The sequence below is a fragment of the Rhizobium sp. BK377 genome (genome assembly GCF_014193935.1).
GTDB lineage: Bacteria > Pseudomonadota > Alphaproteobacteria > Rhizobiales > Rhizobiaceae > Rhizobium.
On record NZ_JACIAC010000001.1, the window covers coordinates 874,111 to 891,046 of the forward strand.

Sequence of the window (16,936 nt, forward strand, 5' to 3'; positions counted from 1 at the left end):
TGGGTCGGAATTGAAGCGATACTATTGCGCTGCACCTTTGCAGGGACGAAACCAGGAGATGGCAACGACAACGACCAGCACCGCAGCCAGCCCGTACCAGGTGAAGGCATATTGCAGATGGTCGTTCGGCAGATCGACCTGCGTCACGCCGCCGATCGGAAAGCCCGCCGGGTTGGGCGTGGAATCGGCATCGACGAAGAAGGGCACGACATCAGCCTTGTTGAGATCGACGCTCGATGCCATTACATCGAGATCTTTCCAATAGAAGATGTTCTTCGCCACGTCATTGTCAGGCACGAGCGAGGAGGGTTTGCCGGGGAGTTTGGCACGCGCGAGGCCGGTAACCGTCTGCTGGCCGGTCAACTGGCCCTGCATACGCATTTCCGGCTCCTTGTTCTCATAGGGAACGAAGCCTCTGTTGACGAAGAGGTACCGCCCGTTCGCAAGCTGCAGCGGTGTATAGATGTAATAGCCGGTCTGGCCGCGCCAGGTGGCGAAGAAATGGCGTTCCTTGTTATTGATGTAGCTGCCAGTGGCAGTGACCGTGCGGTATTCGATATCGCCGCCCTGAGCGGCCATCGTCTCGATATCGGCAAGCGGAACCGGAGCTGCGGCTCGGCGCTCGGCAATATCTGCGAGCAGCCCCTCCTTCCAATGAAGACGCTCTACCTGCCAGGTACCGAGCGAGATCAGGATAGCGAATGCGATGAGAACGGCAGCGCCGGTAAACACCGGCAACTTGCGACGCGGGACCGGACTCTCGATGTCAGTCACTCAGGCGTCCCTCCCGAGCATTATGGCGATATTGCATGGCGATGAGAATGCCTTTGCACCAGCGCAGCGCCAGCAGGGAAAGTATGATTGTGAGCGGGGCAAAGAGCAGAATGTGAACCCAGATCGGCGGAGCATAATTGACCTGCAGCCAGAGCACCGAACCGATAATGATGAAGCCGACGATGAGGATGACGAAGACGGCGGGGCCATCGCCTGCATCGGCGAAGGAATAGTCGAGCCCGCAGGCTGAGCAGTGCGGCTTGAGGCTCAGCACGCCATCGAAAAGCTGCCCATGACCGCAGCGCGGACAGCATCCCCTGATGCCGGTCTTGACCGGATCGAGCGGTGGAAATTGCACGTTGTCTTCACTCATGCCCGTCTCCCATGCCGACGCTTTTGCCGTCTGCCTTAACTCTCCCATAAAGTATTCGCATCCCGAATGGAAATGCCTGCGCGGTTTCGCCGCCGCATAATTCCTCAGATCGAAATCGATTCAGGGAATTATGTAGCAATTCAAAGTGTTACAGCGTCCTTTGCTCGTCTGGAAAGACGAGCGGCGCTGTAATGATTCGCGCCAAACAGAAGAAGGAGACTGATGACCAACGATAGCCATGCCGGACAGATCATTATCCTGAACGGCGCGCCGCGAAGCGGCAAATCCAGCATTGCGCGCGCAATCCAGGAAGAATTCGAGGGGCCGTGGATCAACCTCGGCGTTGATACCTATAATGCCATGACACCGAAGCGCTACCTGCCCGGCATCGGATTGAGGCCCGGCGGAGAGCGGCCGGATCTCGAAGAACTGGTGCCGTTCTTCTATGCAGCGCTTTATGAATCGATCGCCATCCATGCCGGTTTCGGGCTCAACGTGGTCGCCGATCTTGGCCATCACGACAGCTATTCGCAGCCACTCGGCATTCTCGGCGACTGCGCCCGCCGCCTGGAAGGCTTTTCCGTGCTGTTCGTCGGCGTCAGATGCCCGATCGAAACGATCATGCAGCGGCGCGAGATCAACCAGGAAGGGCGCGAGGCCCTCTACCTGCGTGCTACCGAGGAGACACCTGTGCCGGAACCGGTGCAGCGCTGGCAGGACGAGGTGCACCGCCCCGGCCTCTACGACATGGAGGTCGATACATCAGTGCTGACGGCGCTCGAATGCGCCGAGGCCATCCGCCACCAGCTCGATCTCGGCGTTCCCGAGCCTTCGGCCTTCGAGAGCCTGGCCGCCCAGCGATAAGCCGAGAACCATTTAAGTAAAGAAAAAGGCGGGGCCGATGGCGCCCGCCTTTTCTGATTTCTATCCGGCCTCGATCAGCCCGCAGCGACCGGAGCACCCCAGCCGCCCCAGACATAGATGCAGAAGAACAGGAACAGCCAGACGACGTCGACGAAGTGCCAGTACCAGGCAGCCGCTTCGAAGCCGAAGTGCTGCTTTGGCGTAAAGTCGCCGCGCAACGCCCTGATGAGGCAGACCAGCAGGAAGATGGTGCCGACCAGAACGTGGAAGCCGTGGAAACCGGTCGCCATGAAGAAGGTCGCGCCGTAGATCGAGTTGCGGAACTCGAACGGAGCGTGAGCATATTCATAGGCCTGGACGGAGGAGAAGAGAACGCCGAGCAGGACCGTCAACGTCAGGCCCTGAATAAGGCCCTTGCGGTCGTTGTGCAGGAGAGCGTGGTGAGCCCAGGTCACGGTCGTGCCCGACAGCAGCAGGATGACGGTGTTATAGATCGGCAGGTGCCATGGATCGAGAACTTCGATGCCCTTCGGCGGCCAGACACCACCGGTATAGGCTAGGCGCGAAGCCTGGATGGCTTCATGCGGATAGAGGCTGGCGTCGAAATAGGCCCAGAACCAGGCTACGAAGAACATCACTTCCGAAGCGATGAACATGATCATGCCGTAACGCAGGTGCAGCGACACGACGCGCGTATGAGCACCCTCATGAGCTTCCTTCACGGTGTCGGACCACCAGCCGTACATGACGTAGAAAACGACAGCCAGGCCGATGAAGAAGACCCACGGCTGAGCCCATTCGATACCGAAAACATGCAGCGAGCCGCCGTTCAGGTAGCGCATGTAGCCGACGCCGCCAAAGGCCATCAGGAATGCGCCGAGCGAGGCCAGTATCGGCCATGGGCTCGGAGCTATGATGTGATAGTCGTGATTCTTCTGATGAGCATCGGCCATGTCAGATCCCCGGTGTCTTCCTTCTCCGCTTCCGGCAATGCCGGAAACACTCCTCAATCAAAGTTTCTTTTCAGTCTTTTCCGTTCCACCTTCATTCGAAGCCACCGGCTTCGGACCCTCTTTGGGGTAGAACGTATACGAAAGCGTGACCGTGCGAATGCTTTTCGATTCAGCGGCCTTGGTAATTTCCGGATCGATGTAGAATACGACCGGCATTTCAAGCTTTTCGCCCGGCTTCAGGTCTGTCTCATTAAAGCAGAAACATTGCACCTTGTTGAAATAGGCGCCCGCCTCGCCCGGCGTCACGTTGAAGATCGCCTGACCGCGCTGGGTTTCGTTGGAACGGTTTTCGGCGATGAAATTGACCTGGATGGTCTCGCCGATCTTCGGATTGACCTCGCGCTCCACCGGCTTGAATTCCCATTGCAGGCCGGGAGCGACGTTGGCGTCGAAGGTGACGCGCATCGTCCGGTCAAGAATGACGCTCGAGACCTGATCCACACGCTGCGTCGTGCCGTTATAGCCGGTCACCTGGCAGAAGAGCCGGTAGAGCGGCACGGCAGCATAGCTCATGGCGCCCATACCGACGACGAAGCTCAGGCACATGAAGACGACGGCAGCATTGTTGCGCGGCTTCTTCGGTGCGTTGACGGCGTCGCTCATTCCGTCACCCCCCATGTCCCAGGAACTTGACGATGGTGATGGTGTAGAAAAGAATCACCAGACCGGCGAGCGCGACACCCAGTGCGATGTTGCGATTGCGGCGCGACTTGCGCTGCGCTTCGGTAAGCTTGACCAGCTCCATCAGAATGAGCCTCCTGCATACGAGACCAGCATGGCCACCAGCCGGTCGAGCAACAGCACGGAGAACACGGCGAAGAGGTAGAAGATCGAGAATCCGAACAGCTTCTTCGCCGGGATCATCTTCAGATCGCCGTCGGGCATACGCCAGACGGCGATGGAACAGTATATGAAGACCACACCGAGTGCTGCGGCGACGACCCCATAGCCGACGCTGGCAAAGCCGAGGAAGGTCGGCAGCACCGCGCAGACAGCAGTTAGCATGGCATAGGCGACGATCTGATGCTTGGTGGTGCGCTCACCCGATACGTTCGGAAGCATCGGCACACCGACGGCTTCGTAATCCCGCATCTTGAAGAGCGCGAGCGCCCAGAAATGTGCCGGCGTCCACAGGAAGATGATGAGGAAGAGGACCGTGCTTTCGATCGTGATGGAATTGGTTACACAGGCCCAGCCGATCATCGGCGGGAAAGCGCCGGCCGCGCCACCGATGACGATGTTCTGCGGCGTCGAGCGCTTCAGCCACATCGTGTAGATGACGACATAGAAGAAGATCGTGAACGCGAGGATAAAGGCCGACAGCCAGTTGACCGCAAGGCCGAGGATCGCCACCGAGAAGCAGGAGAGAACGAGGCCGAAGGCCAGCGCTTCCTTGGGCAGGATGCGTCCGGCCGGGACCGGGCGCTTGGCGGTGCGGCTCATGACGGCGTCGATGTCGGCGTCATACCACATGTTCAAAGCACCGGACGCCCCTGCGCCAACGGCAATGCAGAGGATGGCGGTCAGGCCGAGGATCGGATTGATGTGACCCGGCGCCAGCACCAGGCCGGCAAAGGCCGTGAAGACCACGAGCGACATGACTCGCGGTTTCAGAAGCTCGAAATAATCGCGCGCGCTAGCTTCCGACAAGCGAAAATCCCCGTCGTTTGCAAGAGCCTCGTGATTGTCGAAAACCGTCATCATTCAGTCCTGAATTCCTCAATCGCCAGACGCCGCAGAAGCCTGCAGCGTCTGGATCCGGCATTTTACTTGATCCGCGGGAGCTGTTCCCACTGATGGTAGGGCGGCGGCGAAGGCAGCTGCCATTCCAGCGTCGTTGCGCCCTCACCCCACGGATTATCGCCGGCAATGCGCTTCCTGGCGAAGGCTTCCCAGACGCCGATGAGGAAAATGATTACGCCGACGAATGAGATGTAGGAGCCGATCGAGGAAACGTAGTTCCAGCCGGCGAATGCATCCGGATAGTCGATGTAGCGGCGCGGCATGCCGGCGAGGCCGAGGAAGTGCTGCGGGAAGAACACGAGGTTCACACCGATGAACATGACCCAGAAGTGCAGCTTGCCAAGGAACTCGTTGTACATATAGCCGGTCATCTTCGGGAACCAGTAGTACCAGGCAGCGAAGATGGCGAAGACGGCGCCGAGCGACAGAACGTAGTGGAAGTGAGCCACGACGTAATAGGTGTCATGCAGCGAGCGGTCAAGGCCGGCGTTGGCGAGCTGGACACCCGTCACACCACCGACGGTGAAGAGGAAGATGAAGCCGATCGCCCAGATCATCGGCGTGCGGAAGGTGATAGAGCCACCCCACATCGTTGCGATCCAGGAGAAGATCTTCACACCCGTCGGGACAGCGATGACCATCGTCGCGAAGACGAAGTAGCGCTGGGCGTCGAGCGACAGTCCAACCGTGTACATGTGGTGAGCCCAGACCACGAAGCCGACGGCACCGATGGCGACCATGGCGTAGGCCATGCCGAGGTAACCAAAGACCGGCTTCTTCGAGAAGGTCGACACGATGTGGCTAATGATGCCGAAGCCCGGCAGGATCAGGATGTAGACTTCCGGGTGACCGAAGAACCAGAACAGGTGCTGGTAGAGGATCGGGTCACCGCCGCCCTCCGGCGCGAAGAAGGCCGTGCCGAAGTTACGGTCCGTGAGGAGCATGGTGATCGCGCCGGCCAGAACCGGCAGCGACAGCAGCAGCAGGAAGGCGGTGATCAGCACGGCCCAGGCAAAGAGCGGCATCTTGTGCAGCGTCATGCCCGGAGCGCGCATGTTGAGGATCGTGGTGATGAAGTTGATCGCACCGAGGATCGACGATGCGCCGGCAATGTGCAGCGCGAAGATCGCAAGGTCGACCGCCGGGCCAGGGTGACCGCCGACTGCGAGCGGCGGATACATGGTCCAGCCGCCGCCTGCGCCATATGCGCCGGCTGGGCCTTCGACGAACATCGAGATGACCAGGAGTAGGAAGGCCGGAACGATCAGCCAGAAAGAGATGTTGTTCAGGCGCGGAAAGGCCATATCCGGTGCGCCGATCATGATCGGCACCATCCAGTTGGCGAAACCGCCGATCATCGCCGGCATGACCATGAAGAAGATCATGATCAGCGCGTGAGCGGTGGTGAAGACGTTGAACATGTGCTTGGCGCCGTCGATGGCGGCATCACCTTCGAAGCCGTAGACCATGGAGGCCAGGCCGTGGAAGATCTGGATGCCCGGCTCCTGCAGCTCCATGCGCATGGCGACGGAGAGAAGGCCGCCGACGATACCGGCGAAGATCGCGAAGATCAGGTAGAGCGTGCCGATATCCTTATGGTTCGTGGAGAAGAACCAGCGGTCGGCAAAGCTCGGCGCATGAGAGTGATCGTGATGGTCGTCATGCGCGTGAGCGTCATGAGCGTGGTGATCATGAGAATGATCGTCGTGAGCGGAAGGTCCAGCCATTGTCCCGATCCCCTATCTTACTTTGCGACGTTTTCAGCGACATCGACGGTCTTTGCAGGACCATCGGCAGCGGCGATCAGTGTCTTGTAGGCGCCGGGCAAGTCGCTGGCGGCCGTGGTCAGCCACTGCTTGTACTTGTCCTCGGAGACGACGCGGATAGCGATCGGCATGAACGCATGGTCCTTGCCGCAAAGCTCGGAACACTGGCCGTAGAAGAGGCCTTCGCGCTCGGCGCGGAACCAGGTTTCGTTGAGACGGCCCGGAACCGCGTCGATCTTGATGCCGAAGGACGGCATGGCAAAAGCGTGGATAACGTCGGTCGGCGCGGCAGTGACGAGAACACGAACGGTCTTGTTGACCGGCAACACCAGCTCATTGTCGACGGCCAGAAGACGCGGATAGACAGCAAGATCGGCCTTGCCCGCAGCAGCGCGATCCGGTTCCTTCAGAAGATAGGAGTCGAAGGCGACAGGTGTTTCGCCCGAGCCTTCATATTCATAGTTCCACTGCCACTGGGTCGCGGTCGCCTTGATGGTCACGTCAGGGTTTTCCGGCAGCGTCAGCTGCGCAGTGAGCAGGTTGAAAGAGGGAACGGCGAGAAAGAGAAGCACGAGGACCGGTCCCACAGTCCAGATGACTTCGATCAGCGTGTTATGGCTCGTCCTGGAGGGAACCGGGTTTGCAGAAGCCCGGAACTTGAAACAGACGACCAGGATGAGAACGAGAACGAACAGCGTGATCGGAACGATGAACCACAGCGTGTATTGTTCGAACCAGTGGATCTCCCGCATGATCGGCGTCGCTGCCGGCTGCAGGGTGGCCTGCCACGGCGTCGGCTGATCGGCATATGTGCCGGAAGCAAAAAGCAGACAGACCAGCGCGGTCAGAGCTGCAAAAGCCTTCTTAATCACCTTGTAATCTCCCTCGAGCGCTGATCTACATCAAATCGGACGCAGAATCCTTGCCATCTTCTGCGCTTCAAACCACAGTTTGGCATCCGCCGCAACAGGCAGAAGCAATTGTCTATGCGGCATTTTTGCTTAAAGACTGCCTGCTCGGCGGCGGCAAAACATTGCAAGCTTTTCATCAGCATACGAAAAACGCGCTTCAGGGCCAATCCGTCTGCCGCACATTCTTTTGGCGAGGTCCTATTTCTGCCGCAGTCCCCCGGTTTTCACGGGGTGGGGCTTTTCATTTTCCGTGGGCAGCTTCAACAATAGCGGCAATGATTCGATATCCAGAGGTTTTCATGGGTTTCCGTTCCCTCGCGCGGTCTTTTGTTCTGACCGCAGGCATCGCGGCCGCCGCGACGAGCCCCGTTTTCGCTCAACAGACGCCGACGCCCGCGCAGTCGCGTCCTGCCGCGCCTGCTCCGAAGCCCGCCCCGGCACAGCAGCCCGCACCGTCTACGACGCCGAACGTCGAGCAGGTGACGCCCGGCCAGACCCAGCCTGCGGCTCCCGGCACGGTCCGTTCCAACCATGGCGCATGGTCGGTCGTCTGCGACAAGCCGGCAGGGGCTTCGACCGAGCAGTGTGCGCTGATGCAGAATGTCATCGCCGAAGACCGTCCGGAAGTGGGCCTGTCCGTCGTCGTCCTGAAGACAGCCGACCGCAAGTCCAAGATCCTGCGTGTGCTGGCGCCGCTTGGCGTGCTGCTGCCGAACGGCCTCGGCCTCAATGTCGACGGCAAGGATATCGGCCGCGCCTATTTCGTGCGCTGCTTCGCCGATGGCTGCTACGCCGAAGTCGTTCTCGAAGACGAACTGCTCAAGACCTTCCGCAGCGGCGCCCAGGCGACCTTCATCGTTTTCCAGACGCCGGAAGAAGGCATCGGCATCCCCGTAGACCTCAAGGGGTTCGCGGAAGGCTACGACGCCCTGCCCTGATTTGGCGGGGCTTGCTCGCGCAGCACAACAGACCTACATCGGCTATTGAGCATTCCCGCTCTTCTTGCGGAGCAAAAGACCATGACCAACGATCTCCTGACGCTTTTCGATGCCGATGAAGCGACGATGCGCAAGCATGTCGCTGAAGCGCTTTCCGGCGCCGATGACGGCGAACTCTTCATCGAGCACGCGCAGGCGGAATCGCTGACCTTCGACAACGGTCGCCTCAAGGGCGGCAGCTTCAACACCGAACAGGGTTTTGGCCTGCGAGCAGTCGCGGGCGAGGCTGTCGGCTACGCGCATGCGGGCGATCTTTCCGTCTCGGCGCTGAAGCGGGCAGCCGACGCGGTCAGCGCCGTGACACGTGGTCATTCCGGCTCTTACGCGGCAGCGCCGCAGCGCACTAACCGCAAGCTCTACACCGACGACAACCCGATCGGCTCGCCGACCTTCGAGGAGAAGGTGAAGGTGCTGACGAATATCGACGCCTATCTGCGCGGCAAGAATGACAAGGTGCGGCAGGTCACGGCATCGGTCGCGGCAAGCTGGCAGGTGGTCGATATCCTGCGCGCCGACGGCCACCGCGTGCAGGACATCCGGCCGATGACGCGTATCAACATCTCCGTCATGGTGGGCGAAGGCGACCGGCAGGAGAGCGGCTCCTACGGTCAGGGCGGACGCATCGGTTTCGGCGATTTCATCGCAACCGGAAACTGGCAGCACGGGGCCGATGAGGCGCTGCGGCAGGCACTTGTCAATCTCGAAGCGATCGATGCGCCGGCGGGCACGATGGATGTGGTGCTCGGCTCCGGCTGGCCGGGCGTCATGCTGCACGAAGCCGTGGGCCATGGCCTCGAAGGTGACTTCAACCGCAAGAAGACGTCCGCATTTGCGGGCCTCCTGGGCCAGATGGTAGCGGCACCGGGCGTGACCGTCGTTGACGACGGCACGATCGACAGCCGCCGCGGCTCGATCACCATAGACGACGAAGGCACACCCTCCGCCTACAACGTGTTGATCGAAAACGGCAAGCTCGTCGGTTACATGCAGGACCGGCAGAACGCCCGGCTGATGGGCATGGCGGCGACTGGCAACGGCCGCCGCCAGGGCTATGCGCATGTGCCGATGCCGCGCATGACCAACACCTATATGCTCGGCGGCGACAAGTCGCCGGAAGAGATCATCGCTTCGGTCAAGAAGGGCGTCTACGCTGTCTCCTTCGGCGGCGGTCAGGTGGATATCACCTCAGGCAAGTTCGTGTTCGGCTGCACCGAGGCCTATCTCATCGAAAACGGCAAGATCGGCGCGCCGATCAAAGGCGCCATGCTGATCGGCAACGGCCCGGATGCGATGAAGCGCGTATCGATGATCGGCAACGATATGAAGCTCGACACCGGCATCGGCAATTGCGGCAAGGCAGGCCAGTGGGTGCCAGTCGGGGTCGGCCAGCCGCATCTGCGCATGGATCAGGTGACCGTCGGCGGCACACAGACCTGAGGCGGTGCGACCATGGCCGAGATCGAGATCAGAACCTTCGCCCCTGACGATGCCGATGGCGTGATCTCGGTCATCCTGCCGATCCAGCGCGAAGAATTCGGCATCGACATCACCGCCGATACCCAGCCCGACCTGCGCGTCATTCCCGACTTCTATCAGTCGGGCAAGGGCCAGTTCTGGGTCGCAGTGAAAGATGGCGTGATTGTCGGCACGGTCGGCCTCAAAGATATCCGCAACAATCAGGCAGCCCTTCGGAAGATGTTCGTCGCCGCTGAGGTGCGGGGCCGCGAACATGGTGTGGCCACCCGCCTGCTCGAGGCGCTCCTTGCCCATGCCGGCGAAGTCGGCGTGATCGATATCTTCCTCGGCACGACCGAGAAGTTTCTTGCCGCACACCGGTTCTATGAAAAGAACGGCTTTTCCGAGATCCCCACTGAGGACCTGCCAGGAACCTTCCCGCGCATGGCCGTCGACAGCAAATTCTACCGGCGTAAAGTCTCTGCCCTCTGACCATCAAACGGCTCAGGCGCCGGCCTGAACTTCCATTTCCGTTCAATAGCGGCCACCAAATCAATGTCATGACGCCGAGCGAAGAGCAGCACGTGACCGAGGATATCGGCAGTCTCGTCTGCGAGGTCGCGCTCCATCTCCTCGGGTGACCGTCCCTTGGCCCGGCCGCGGCCGGTCAGACGGTTCCAGGCCTGGGTTAGCTCACCCATCTCCTCCTGCAATTTCAGCAGGAACCAGTCGGCATCACGCTCGATGTCGTTGGCGGCGGCGTAGGTGGACGATGAGGTCTCGAACTGATCGGCGAGCCGTTGCAGCATGACGTTCTCCTTTTGTTTATGAGGAGAGCGCCGATTCCCGAAAATTGTCCAGAGTGTGGAAATCAACCCTGGTTCGGCAGGAGCATGCAGTCATAGGAGCGCTTCTTCAGGGCATCGCAGGCAGACGTCGCATCTTCCTTGCTCCTGAAGCCGACGAAACGGGCGCGATAAACCGCATTGGCGCCCTTGCCGACAGCTTCCGTGTAAGGCGAGGCGGAAACGAGCGGCGCGCCGGCCTCGGACTGGGCCTGCGCAAGAAGTGCGCGGGCAGCATCGGCGCTCGGGGCGGCCGAGATCTGGATCTGCCAGCCACCTGCCTTGTCGGCTGGTGCCTTGCCGACTGGCGCTTTCGGCGCCTTGCCGGCATTCATGATCTCGTCCATTGCCGCCGGGCGCTCCAGCGGGATAACGCCATCGTCGGCATAACCGAGCGTCTTCGGTGCCGGTGCTGCTGCCTCATCCACAACGCGCGGCGCGCCTGCCGGCACGGGAACATCGGCGTCATCCGCGGCCGATGCGACCTCGACCTGCTGCTTCGCATTGATGCTGGCGGTCAGCTTGGCGGCGCCGGAGGCGGCACGTTCCATATAGCGGTCGAACAATCCGGCCATTTTGGCATCACGGCTGCGGGCGGTGCGGCCGCCGAGCACTACGCCGACCACGCGGCGGTTGCCGTCTTTCACGGCGCTGACGATGTTGAAGCCGGAGGCATTGGTGTAACCGGTCTTAATGCCATCCATGCCCTGGTAGCGATACATGAGATTGTTGTGGCCGCGGATGGTCCGGCCGCGGAAATTGAAGCTCGCAGTGGAGAAGAGCCGATATTCGCTAGGATAGTTCTTCATCAGCGCCACGGCGAGTGTGGACATGTCACGCGCCGTGGTAACCTGGCGATTGTCCGGCAGGCCGGAAGCATTGACGAATACCGTGCGGCTCATGCCGAGCTGGCGAGCCTTCTGAGTCATGCGCCTTGCGAAATTACTTTCCGAGCCGCCGAGCTTTTCACCGATGGCGGCAGCAGCATCATTGGCCGATTTGACGATCATGCCATAGACCGCCTCACGCACGGTGATGGTACCGCCCGCCTTTACGCCGAGCTTCGTCGGCGGACGGGAGGCCGCATATTTCGACATCGTGATCGGCGTATCCCAGGTGAGCTTTCCACGGTTCAATGCCTCGAAGGTGAGATAAAGGGTCATCATCTTCGTGAGCGAAGCCGGATGGTTCAGCGTATCGCCGTTTTCGGACGCGAGGACCTTACCGGTGCGGGCATCGAGCACGAGGGACGCACTGCCGGCGAAGGCCGAAACGGGTGTGGAAAGAGCCAGCGTCGCAGTCAGAATGGCAACCAAAAGCGTCTTCATGCACGTCCCCTCGAATGTTCCGGCAGTTCAACACGACCGGCATTTTGTCCCGTATTGTGACACATGCCCATAATCTGGCGCGACTTTGAGGCAACGGCCAAGAGTTTTCCAAGCTTTTGTGCCGCTCGGTTAACGGGCGGTAAAAGCATCCTTTTTCCGAGCAGGATTCAGCAAGGTTTAACGGCGGTATTGATAACCTCTGTGACACGAATACCGAGCGGGGTCACGGAAAAAATGGGGCAGTGGAAGCGGCGTCTGAAGCGCATCGCGATCGGCGGCGGTCTGGAAGGGGCGTGGCTGGCGAACGCCGCCGGGCTCATGAAAGAAGCCCGCGGACGCGGTGTCATCTTCACCCTCCACCATGTGCGCCCGCATATCGCCCAGCCGTTCGAGCCCAACCGCCATCTCGAAATCACTCCTGAATTTCTGGACGCCGCGCTCCGGCGGCTGAAGCGGATCGGCTATCGTTTCGTACCGCTCGATGCGGTGCCTTTCCTCTTGTCAGACCCGCGGGACGATTGCCTGTTCGCCGCTTTCACGCTGGATGACGGATACCGCAACAATCTGGTCCACGCCCTGCCTGTTTTCGAACGGCATGGCGCACCCTTTACCGTTTTCATAACGCAGGGCTTTGCCGAGGGCTCGCACAGCATCTGGTGGGAAACGCTGGCACTGCTGCTGCGCAGAGAAAACAGCATCGAGTTCAACTTCGGCCGCGGCAGAGAGAGACTGCCGCTTGATACGCCCGTCCGCCAATGGGAAGCCTTCGACCGGTTCGCCGCATTCGTCCACAGCCACGATGAAGCCCGTGCCGTTTCCAACTTGGACGCGATGGCGCGACATTATGGCATCGAACCGACGGATATTACCCGCGATCTGGTGATGGGGCCGAAGGACTTGCGGGCGCTTGCGGCAAGTCCGCTTACCACCCTAGGCGCCCACACGATCAGCCACCGGGCGCTTGCCCGCCTGCCCTGGGCCGAGGCCAGGATCGAGATGGAAATTTCGGCTGACTATATCGAATCGATTACAGGAACTCGTCCCCGGACAATCGCCTATCCCTATGGCTTGCCGGCGACCGCGACCGCCCGCGAAGCGGGCATTGCAGCCAATCTCGGCTTTGCCGTCGCCGTGACGACGCAGCCGGGTTTGCCGGCGGCAGGACAGCCCACTTATATGCCGCGCATTTCGCTCAACGGCTTTTACCAGAAGCCGCGCTATGTCTCGGCGCTGGCTTCCGGCATTCCCTTGAAACTACTCGGGAAATAAGCCCTTTACGGGTACATCCGCACCTTGCCCCAGGCCCCCTCTGGCGTCGGCCGGTGAAACTCGATCCGGTCGTGCAGCCTGAATTTCTGGTCTTTCCAGAACTCGATCGAGGTCGGGCGGATCCGGAAACCGGACCAGTAAGACGGGCGTGGAATCTCGCCGATGGCATAGCGCGCCGTATATTCGGCAACGGCTTTTTCCAGTGCGAAGCGGCTTTCGAGCGGCCGCGACTGCTTGGAAGCCCAGGCACCGATACGGCTGCCGCGGGGACGGGTCGCAAAATACGCGTCGGCCTCGGCATCGGTTACAATTTCGACAGGACCGCGAACGCGCACTTGACGGCGCAGCGTTTTCCAGTGGAAACACATGGCGGCTTTCTTCTGTCCCAAGATTTCGCGACCTTTCCGGCTCTCGAAATTCGTGTAGAAGACGAATCCGTCGGTATCGAAACCTTTCAGGAGAACCATGCGGACATTGGGCAGCCCATCTTCATCGACCGTCGCGAGTGCAACAGCATTGGGGTCGTTGACTTCGGAAGCCTCCGCCTCCTTCAGCCATTCCCCGAAGAGCTTGAAGGGCTCTTCACTTTCGGTAAAGTCACGACCTGTTAACCCGTTTGCCGACATATTAATTCAAATCCCGCGGTTTATGAAAACTGACCCGGCCTCCAGGACTGGGGAAGGACACAGGGTGGAAGTCATAGCAAAGACACATCTCCATACAAAGGGTTCGCTGCGCCGCAGCTGCAGACTCTCCATCGTCGGTATGGCGATCCTGTCACTCTCCGGCTGCGTGTCGGGAGGGTTCGATTTCCTGAGCTCAGCAAAAGTGGATCGTTCGGTGGCGACAGGAACCGTTCCGCAGCCAGCACCCAGCACCGATACGCTGTCCGACGAAATGACGGTGCGCAACGCCGTGACCTCTGCCGATATCCAGAAGCTCGAGGGACAGCCGCTTCCCTGGGCCAATGCGTCTACCGGCAGCGCCGGCATCATCGATACGATCGTCGAGAATAATGATGCCGGCCAGGTTTGCCGCCAGTTCCGCACCACACGGCATTCCTATGTCGGCATCGCCAAATTCTACGGTAAGACTTGCCTTGTCGGCGGCGGCAACTGGCAGCTTCTGAGCTTCCAGCCGGAAAGCTGATCCCACCCGTCCACCTGTTTCGGCACGATGCGTCCCTGACACGTCAGGGTTAATGCGCCTTGCCGATTCGCCTCAATGTTTAGCGAAAGGCTAACCATTCACGGTAAAACATCCCATATCCAGCTTCGGAAATAAGAAGTGATTAGCAACTCTCCCGCACGATCGCCCAACGAGCGGGCTTTCCTGTCGCGAGAGCGGACCGGACGGCGCGCCGTGAATTGAGATTCGGTTTTCGGGAACGGCCACGAGGAACATGCCTCCCGGATTGCGGCAGCGGCGGTGCGAACTAATGCGTGATCCATACAAGATCCTGGGCGTCAAGCGCGACGCGGATGCGGACGAAATCAAAGCGGCCTGGCGCAACATGGCCAAGGCCGTGCATCCCGATCACAATCAGGGTGACCCGACGGCGACCGCACGTTTTGCCGAGATCGGCCGCGCCTATGAAACGCTGAAAGATCCGAAGAAGCGTAATCTCTTCGACAGCGCCGCGCGCATGGCGGAAGCCAAGAAGCAGGAACAGACGATCATGCAGCAGCGCCAGGCTGCCCGTGAGGCCGCCGCTCGGGCCAAGGCCGCACAGGCCAATGCCGAGCGCGTGATGGAAGAGCTTGCACGCGCCAATGCCAATGCGCAGAAGGCCGCTGCGGCAGCAGGTGCCAAACAGCAGCAGCCAGGCGCAACCGAAGCTGCAGAAGAGATGGTCGAGCGCATTTTTGGCGCGCAGGCAACCCGCGCCGCCGGCCCACAGCAACCACACGCCCCGCAGGCGCATTCTCAACAAGCACATTCCCAGCAGGCGCAAGCCAAGCCACATGCAGCCGAAGCGGCCAGGCAACCGGAACAGGAAACAGCTGAATCAGAGACCGCCAAGGCGGAGGACGAGCAGACGGAGGCCACTGCAGGCGCTGGCGCCAACATGTCGCTGCCGCTCAGCCTACTGACCTCGCTCGTGCGCCGCTTCACCGGCGCAGGCCAGCCTGGTCTTGAGAAGGCCCCGGATGAAGTGGCAACCGCGACCGTGACGATCGAAGATATCATGAAGGGAAGCTGGACGACGGTTTCCCTGCCGGAGGGCCGCGAAGTCGGCTTTGCCCTTCCGGCTGGCACGACTGAAGGCCATCAGATCCGGCTCAAGGGCCAGGGATTCAAGCTGCCGGGCATGCAGCGCGGCGATGCCGTCATCAATATCCACATCGCACCCGATCCGCGCTTCACCGTCGATGGTTTCGACGTGCATGCTGTGCTGCCGCTCAACATCGAAAACGCGGTGCTCGGCACCGAGGCGCGTGTTGACGGTCCGCAGGGACCACTCAATGTAACGGTTCCGGCCTGGTCAGGCTCCGACAAGACGATCCGCATTCCCGATCAGGGTCTGCCCAACGACAGCGGCGGAAAAGGCGATCTCGTCGTTGAGTTGCGTATTATGTTGTGGGAAAAACCCGACGCCAAAGTCACTGATCTCATGCGCAGCATGCGTGAAGGGCTGTTTTTATGAAATTTTAGTGACAATCGCACCCTTTGTTACGATCCCTAACAGTTGATGATCTTGGGCCTGCTTGAACCGATTAACGGCCTATGCCATAGGCAGGATCATCAGAATTCCTAGGGAAGCGAAATATGGCTCAAGCATCCGGCCTCATGGCAGGCAAACGCGGCGTCATCATGGGTGTCGCCAACAATCGTTCGATTGCGTGGGGTATTGCCAAGGCCATTCATGCGCAGGGCGGAGAAGTTGCATTCACCTACCAGGGCGATGCCCTGAAGAAGCGCGTGGAGCCGCTGGCCGCCGAAATCGGCGCCGTCATGGTCGGCCATTGTGACGTGAGCGACGAATCCACGATCGACGCCGTTTTCGAGAATGTCGAGAAGCTGTGGGGCAAGATCGATTTCATCGTGCACGCCATCGGCTTTTCCGACAAGGACGAGTTGACCGGCCGTTACGTCGATACGACGCCTGACAATTTCGCGAAGACCATGCAGATCTCCGTCTACTCCTTCACCTCGGTCGCTCGCCGCGCCGAGAAGCTGATGACGGAAGGCGGCTCGATGCTCACCCTCACCTATTACGGTGCAGAAAAAGTGATGCCGAATTACAACGTCATGGGCGTCGCCAAGGCTGCGCTCGAAGCCAGCGTCAAGTATCTCGCCGTCGACCTCGGGCCGAAGAACATTCGCGTCAACGCCGTTTCGGCGGGCCCGATCAAGACGCTTGCCGCCTCCGGCATCGGCGACTTCCGCTACATCCTCAAGTGGAACGAGTACAATGCACCGCTGCGCCGCACCGTCACCATCGAGGAAGTGGGCGATGTCGGCCTCTACCTTCTTTCGGACCTGTCTCGTTCGGTGACCGGCGAAGTGCATCACGCCGACAGCGGCTATCATGTCATCGGCATGAAGGCTGTGGACGCGCCTGATATTTCCGTCATCAAGGACTGATCCGTCCTC

The 16,936-nt window shown here is 60.3% G+C and carries 19 protein-coding genes; 8 read left to right on the forward strand and 11 right to left on the reverse strand.

The window, feature by feature from the left end:
• Positions 1 to 21 precede the first annotated feature (21 nt).
• Together FHT92_RS04390 and FHT92_RS04395 are read right to left on the reverse strand one after the other, a co-directional pair.
• Positions 22 to 774 (reverse strand): SURF1 family protein, encoded by a 753-nt coding sequence (locus tag FHT92_RS04390; protein ID WP_183822785.1) that lies wholly within the window; start codon positions 772 to 774, stop codon positions 22 to 24.
• The gene (locus tag FHT92_RS04395; RefSeq protein ID WP_183745157.1) at positions 767 to 1,147 is read right to left on the reverse strand and encodes a DUF983 domain-containing protein; all 381 of its coding nucleotides are present in this window, start codon (positions 1,145 to 1,147) and stop codon (positions 767 to 769) included. The genes FHT92_RS04390 and FHT92_RS04395 overlap by 8 nt, the downstream gene beginning before the upstream one ends.
• A gap of 222 nt (positions 1,148 to 1,369) precedes the next feature.
• On the opposite strand from FHT92_RS04395, the gene FHT92_RS04400 reads away from it, so the two are divergent.
• Positions 1,370 to 2,011, forward strand: coding sequence for a chloramphenicol phosphotransferase CPT family protein (locus tag FHT92_RS04400; protein WP_183822787.1), 642 nt, complete (start codon positions 1,370 to 1,372; stop codon positions 2,009 to 2,011).
• A gap of 74 nt (positions 2,012 to 2,085) precedes the next feature.
• On the opposite strand, the gene FHT92_RS04405 is transcribed toward FHT92_RS04400, so the two are convergent.
• The 6 genes from FHT92_RS04405 to coxB form a co-directional block, all read right to left on the reverse strand.
• Positions 2,086 to 2,964: a cytochrome c oxidase subunit 3 gene (locus FHT92_RS04405; RefSeq protein WP_183745163.1), complete on the reverse strand. Its 879-nt coding sequence runs from the start codon at positions 2,962 to 2,964 to the stop codon at positions 2,086 to 2,088.
• Between the two features lie 57 nt (positions 2,965 to 3,021).
• Positions 3,022 to 3,627, reverse strand: coding sequence for a cytochrome c oxidase assembly protein (locus tag FHT92_RS04410; RefSeq protein WP_183822789.1), 606 nt, complete (start codon positions 3,625 to 3,627; stop codon positions 3,022 to 3,024).
• 4 nt (positions 3,628 to 3,631) lie between these two features.
• Positions 3,632 to 3,769, reverse strand: a complete 138-nt coding sequence (locus FHT92_RS04415; RefSeq protein WP_183822791.1) for a hypothetical protein — start codon at positions 3,767 to 3,769, stop codon at positions 3,632 to 3,634.
• The gene (locus tag FHT92_RS04420) at positions 3,769 to 4,725 is read right to left on the reverse strand and encodes a heme o synthase (RefSeq protein ID WP_183822793.1); all 957 of its coding nucleotides are present in this window, start codon (positions 4,723 to 4,725) and stop codon (positions 3,769 to 3,771) included. Before FHT92_RS04420 ends, FHT92_RS04415 begins: the two co-directional genes overlap by 1 nt.
• 65 nt (positions 4,726 to 4,790) lie before the next feature.
• Complete coding sequence (ctaD, locus tag FHT92_RS04425) at positions 4,791 to 6,494, reverse strand: cytochrome c oxidase subunit I (protein ID WP_183745172.1); 1,704 nt, start codon at positions 6,492 to 6,494, stop codon at positions 4,791 to 4,793.
• A gap of 17 nt (positions 6,495 to 6,511) precedes the next feature.
• A complete protein-coding gene (coxB, locus tag FHT92_RS04430) occupies positions 6,512 to 7,405 on the reverse strand; it encodes a cytochrome c oxidase subunit II (RefSeq protein WP_183745175.1) in 894 nt (297 codons plus the stop codon).
• Between the two features lie 314 nt (positions 7,406 to 7,719).
• Between coxB and FHT92_RS04435 the strand changes: the two genes are divergently transcribed.
• The 3 genes from FHT92_RS04435 (at position 7,720) to FHT92_RS04445 (ending at position 10,389) form a co-directional block, all read left to right on the forward strand.
• The gene (locus FHT92_RS04435; protein ID WP_183745178.1) at positions 7,720 to 8,382 is read left to right on the forward strand and encodes an invasion associated locus B family protein; all 663 of its coding nucleotides are present in this window, start codon (positions 7,720 to 7,722) and stop codon (positions 8,380 to 8,382) included.
• A gap of 81 nt (positions 8,383 to 8,463) precedes the next feature.
• Positions 8,464 to 9,879: a metalloprotease TldD gene (gene tldD, locus FHT92_RS04440; protein WP_183822795.1), complete on the forward strand. Its 1,416-nt coding sequence runs from the start codon at positions 8,464 to 8,466 to the stop codon at positions 9,877 to 9,879.
• A gap of 12 nt (positions 9,880 to 9,891) precedes the next feature.
• Entirely contained in the window at positions 9,892 to 10,389 is a 498-nt protein-coding gene (locus FHT92_RS04445; protein ID WP_183822797.1) for a GNAT family N-acetyltransferase, read from the forward strand.
• On the opposite strand, the gene FHT92_RS04450 is transcribed toward FHT92_RS04445, so the two are convergent.
• Together FHT92_RS04450 and FHT92_RS04455 are read right to left on the reverse strand one after the other, a co-directional pair.
• Complete coding sequence (locus tag FHT92_RS04450) at positions 10,362 to 10,706, reverse strand: pyrophosphatase (RefSeq protein ID WP_183822799.1); 345 nt, start codon at positions 10,704 to 10,706, stop codon at positions 10,362 to 10,364. The two genes, FHT92_RS04445 and FHT92_RS04450, sit on opposite strands and share 28 nt — an antisense overlap.
• A 62-nt stretch (positions 10,707 to 10,768) precedes the next feature.
• Positions 10,769 to 12,070 carry a D-alanyl-D-alanine carboxypeptidase family protein gene (locus tag FHT92_RS04455; RefSeq protein WP_183822801.1) on the reverse strand — a complete coding sequence of 434 codons (1,302 nt, stop codon included), beginning with the start codon at positions 12,068 to 12,070 and terminating at the stop codon, positions 10,769 to 10,771.
• A 234-nt stretch (positions 12,071 to 12,304) separates the two neighbouring features.
• Here FHT92_RS04455 and FHT92_RS04460 point away from each other — a divergent pair, with 234 nt between their 5' ends.
• Positions 12,305 to 13,339 carry a polysaccharide deacetylase family protein gene (locus FHT92_RS04460; RefSeq protein ID WP_183822803.1) on the forward strand — a complete coding sequence of 345 codons (1,035 nt, stop codon included), beginning with the start codon at positions 12,305 to 12,307 and terminating at the stop codon, positions 13,337 to 13,339.
• A 5-nt stretch (positions 13,340 to 13,344) separates the two neighbouring features.
• Here the strand turns inward: FHT92_RS04460 and pdxH are convergent, their stop codons facing one another.
• The gene (gene pdxH, locus FHT92_RS04465) at positions 13,345 to 13,965 is read right to left on the reverse strand and encodes a pyridoxamine 5'-phosphate oxidase (protein WP_183822805.1); all 621 of its coding nucleotides are present in this window, start codon (positions 13,963 to 13,965) and stop codon (positions 13,345 to 13,347) included.
• A gap of 64 nt (positions 13,966 to 14,029) precedes the next feature.
• On the opposite strand from pdxH, the gene FHT92_RS04470 reads away from it, so the two are divergent.
• The 3 genes from FHT92_RS04470 to fabI all read left to right on the forward strand — a co-directional run bounded on the left by FHT92_RS04470 (position 14,030) and on the right by fabI (position 16,927).
• Positions 14,030 to 14,488 (forward strand): RT0821/Lpp0805 family surface protein, encoded by a 459-nt coding sequence (locus FHT92_RS04470; protein ID WP_183745198.1) that lies wholly within the window; start codon positions 14,030 to 14,032, stop codon positions 14,486 to 14,488.
• A gap of 289 nt (positions 14,489 to 14,777) precedes the next feature.
• Positions 14,778 to 15,986, forward strand: a complete 1,209-nt coding sequence (locus FHT92_RS04475; RefSeq protein WP_183822807.1) for a DnaJ C-terminal domain-containing protein — start codon at positions 14,778 to 14,780, stop codon at positions 15,984 to 15,986.
• A gap of 122 nt (positions 15,987 to 16,108) precedes the next feature.
• Positions 16,109 to 16,927: an enoyl-ACP reductase FabI gene (gene fabI, locus FHT92_RS04480; protein WP_112573377.1), complete on the forward strand. Its 819-nt coding sequence runs from the start codon at positions 16,109 to 16,111 to the stop codon at positions 16,925 to 16,927.
• Positions 16,928 to 16,936: the final 9 nt, after the last annotated feature.

What these genes read in the sequence shown, in the direction of transcription:
- FHT92_RS04395 (WP_183745157.1), bottom strand. Translation starts at nt 1,147, where the DNA reads ATGAGTGAAGACAACGTGCAATTTCCACCGCTCGATCCGGTCAAGACC.
- FHT92_RS04400 (WP_183822787.1), top strand. Translation starts at nt 1,370, where the DNA reads ATGACCAACGATAGCCATGCCGGACAGATCATTATCCTGAACGGCGCG.
- FHT92_RS04405 (WP_183745163.1), bottom strand. Translation starts at nt 2,964, where the DNA reads ATGGCCGATGCTCATCAGAAGAATCACGACTATCACATCATAGCTCCG.
- FHT92_RS04410 (WP_183822789.1), bottom strand. Translation starts at nt 3,627, where the DNA reads ATGAGCGACGCCGTCAACGCACCGAAGAAGCCGCGCAACAATGCTGCC.
- FHT92_RS04415 (WP_183822791.1), bottom strand. Translation starts at nt 3,769, where the DNA reads ATGGAGCTGGTCAAGCTTACCGAAGCGCAGCGCAAGTCGCGCCGCAAT.
- FHT92_RS04420 (WP_183822793.1), bottom strand. Translation starts at nt 4,725, where the DNA reads ATGACGGTTTTCGACAATCACGAGGCTCTTGCAAACGACGGGGATTTT.
- ctaD (WP_183745172.1), bottom strand. Translation starts at nt 6,494, where the DNA reads ATGGCTGGACCTTCCGCTCACGACGATCATTCTCATGATCACCACGCT.
- FHT92_RS04435 (WP_183745178.1), top strand. Translation starts at nt 7,720, where the DNA reads ATGATTCGATATCCAGAGGTTTTCATGGGTTTCCGTTCCCTCGCGCGG.
- tldD (WP_183822795.1), top strand. Translation starts at nt 8,464, where the DNA reads ATGACCAACGATCTCCTGACGCTTTTCGATGCCGATGAAGCGACGATG.
- FHT92_RS04445 (WP_183822797.1), top strand. Translation starts at nt 9,892, where the DNA reads ATGGCCGAGATCGAGATCAGAACCTTCGCCCCTGACGATGCCGATGGC.
- FHT92_RS04450 (WP_183822799.1), bottom strand. Translation starts at nt 10,706, where the DNA reads ATGCTGCAACGGCTCGCCGATCAGTTCGAGACCTCATCGTCCACCTAC.
- FHT92_RS04455 (WP_183822801.1), bottom strand. Translation starts at nt 12,070, where the DNA reads ATGAAGACGCTTTTGGTTGCCATTCTGACTGCGACGCTGGCTCTTTCC.
- FHT92_RS04460 (WP_183822803.1), top strand. Translation starts at nt 12,305, where the DNA reads ATGGGGCAGTGGAAGCGGCGTCTGAAGCGCATCGCGATCGGCGGCGGT.
- pdxH (WP_183822805.1), bottom strand. Translation starts at nt 13,965, where the DNA reads ATGTCGGCAAACGGGTTAACAGGTCGTGACTTTACCGAAAGTGAAGAG.
- FHT92_RS04475 (WP_183822807.1), top strand. Translation starts at nt 14,778, where the DNA reads ATGCGTGATCCATACAAGATCCTGGGCGTCAAGCGCGACGCGGATGCG.
- fabI (WP_112573377.1), top strand. Translation starts at nt 16,109, where the DNA reads ATGGCTCAAGCATCCGGCCTCATGGCAGGCAAACGCGGCGTCATCATG.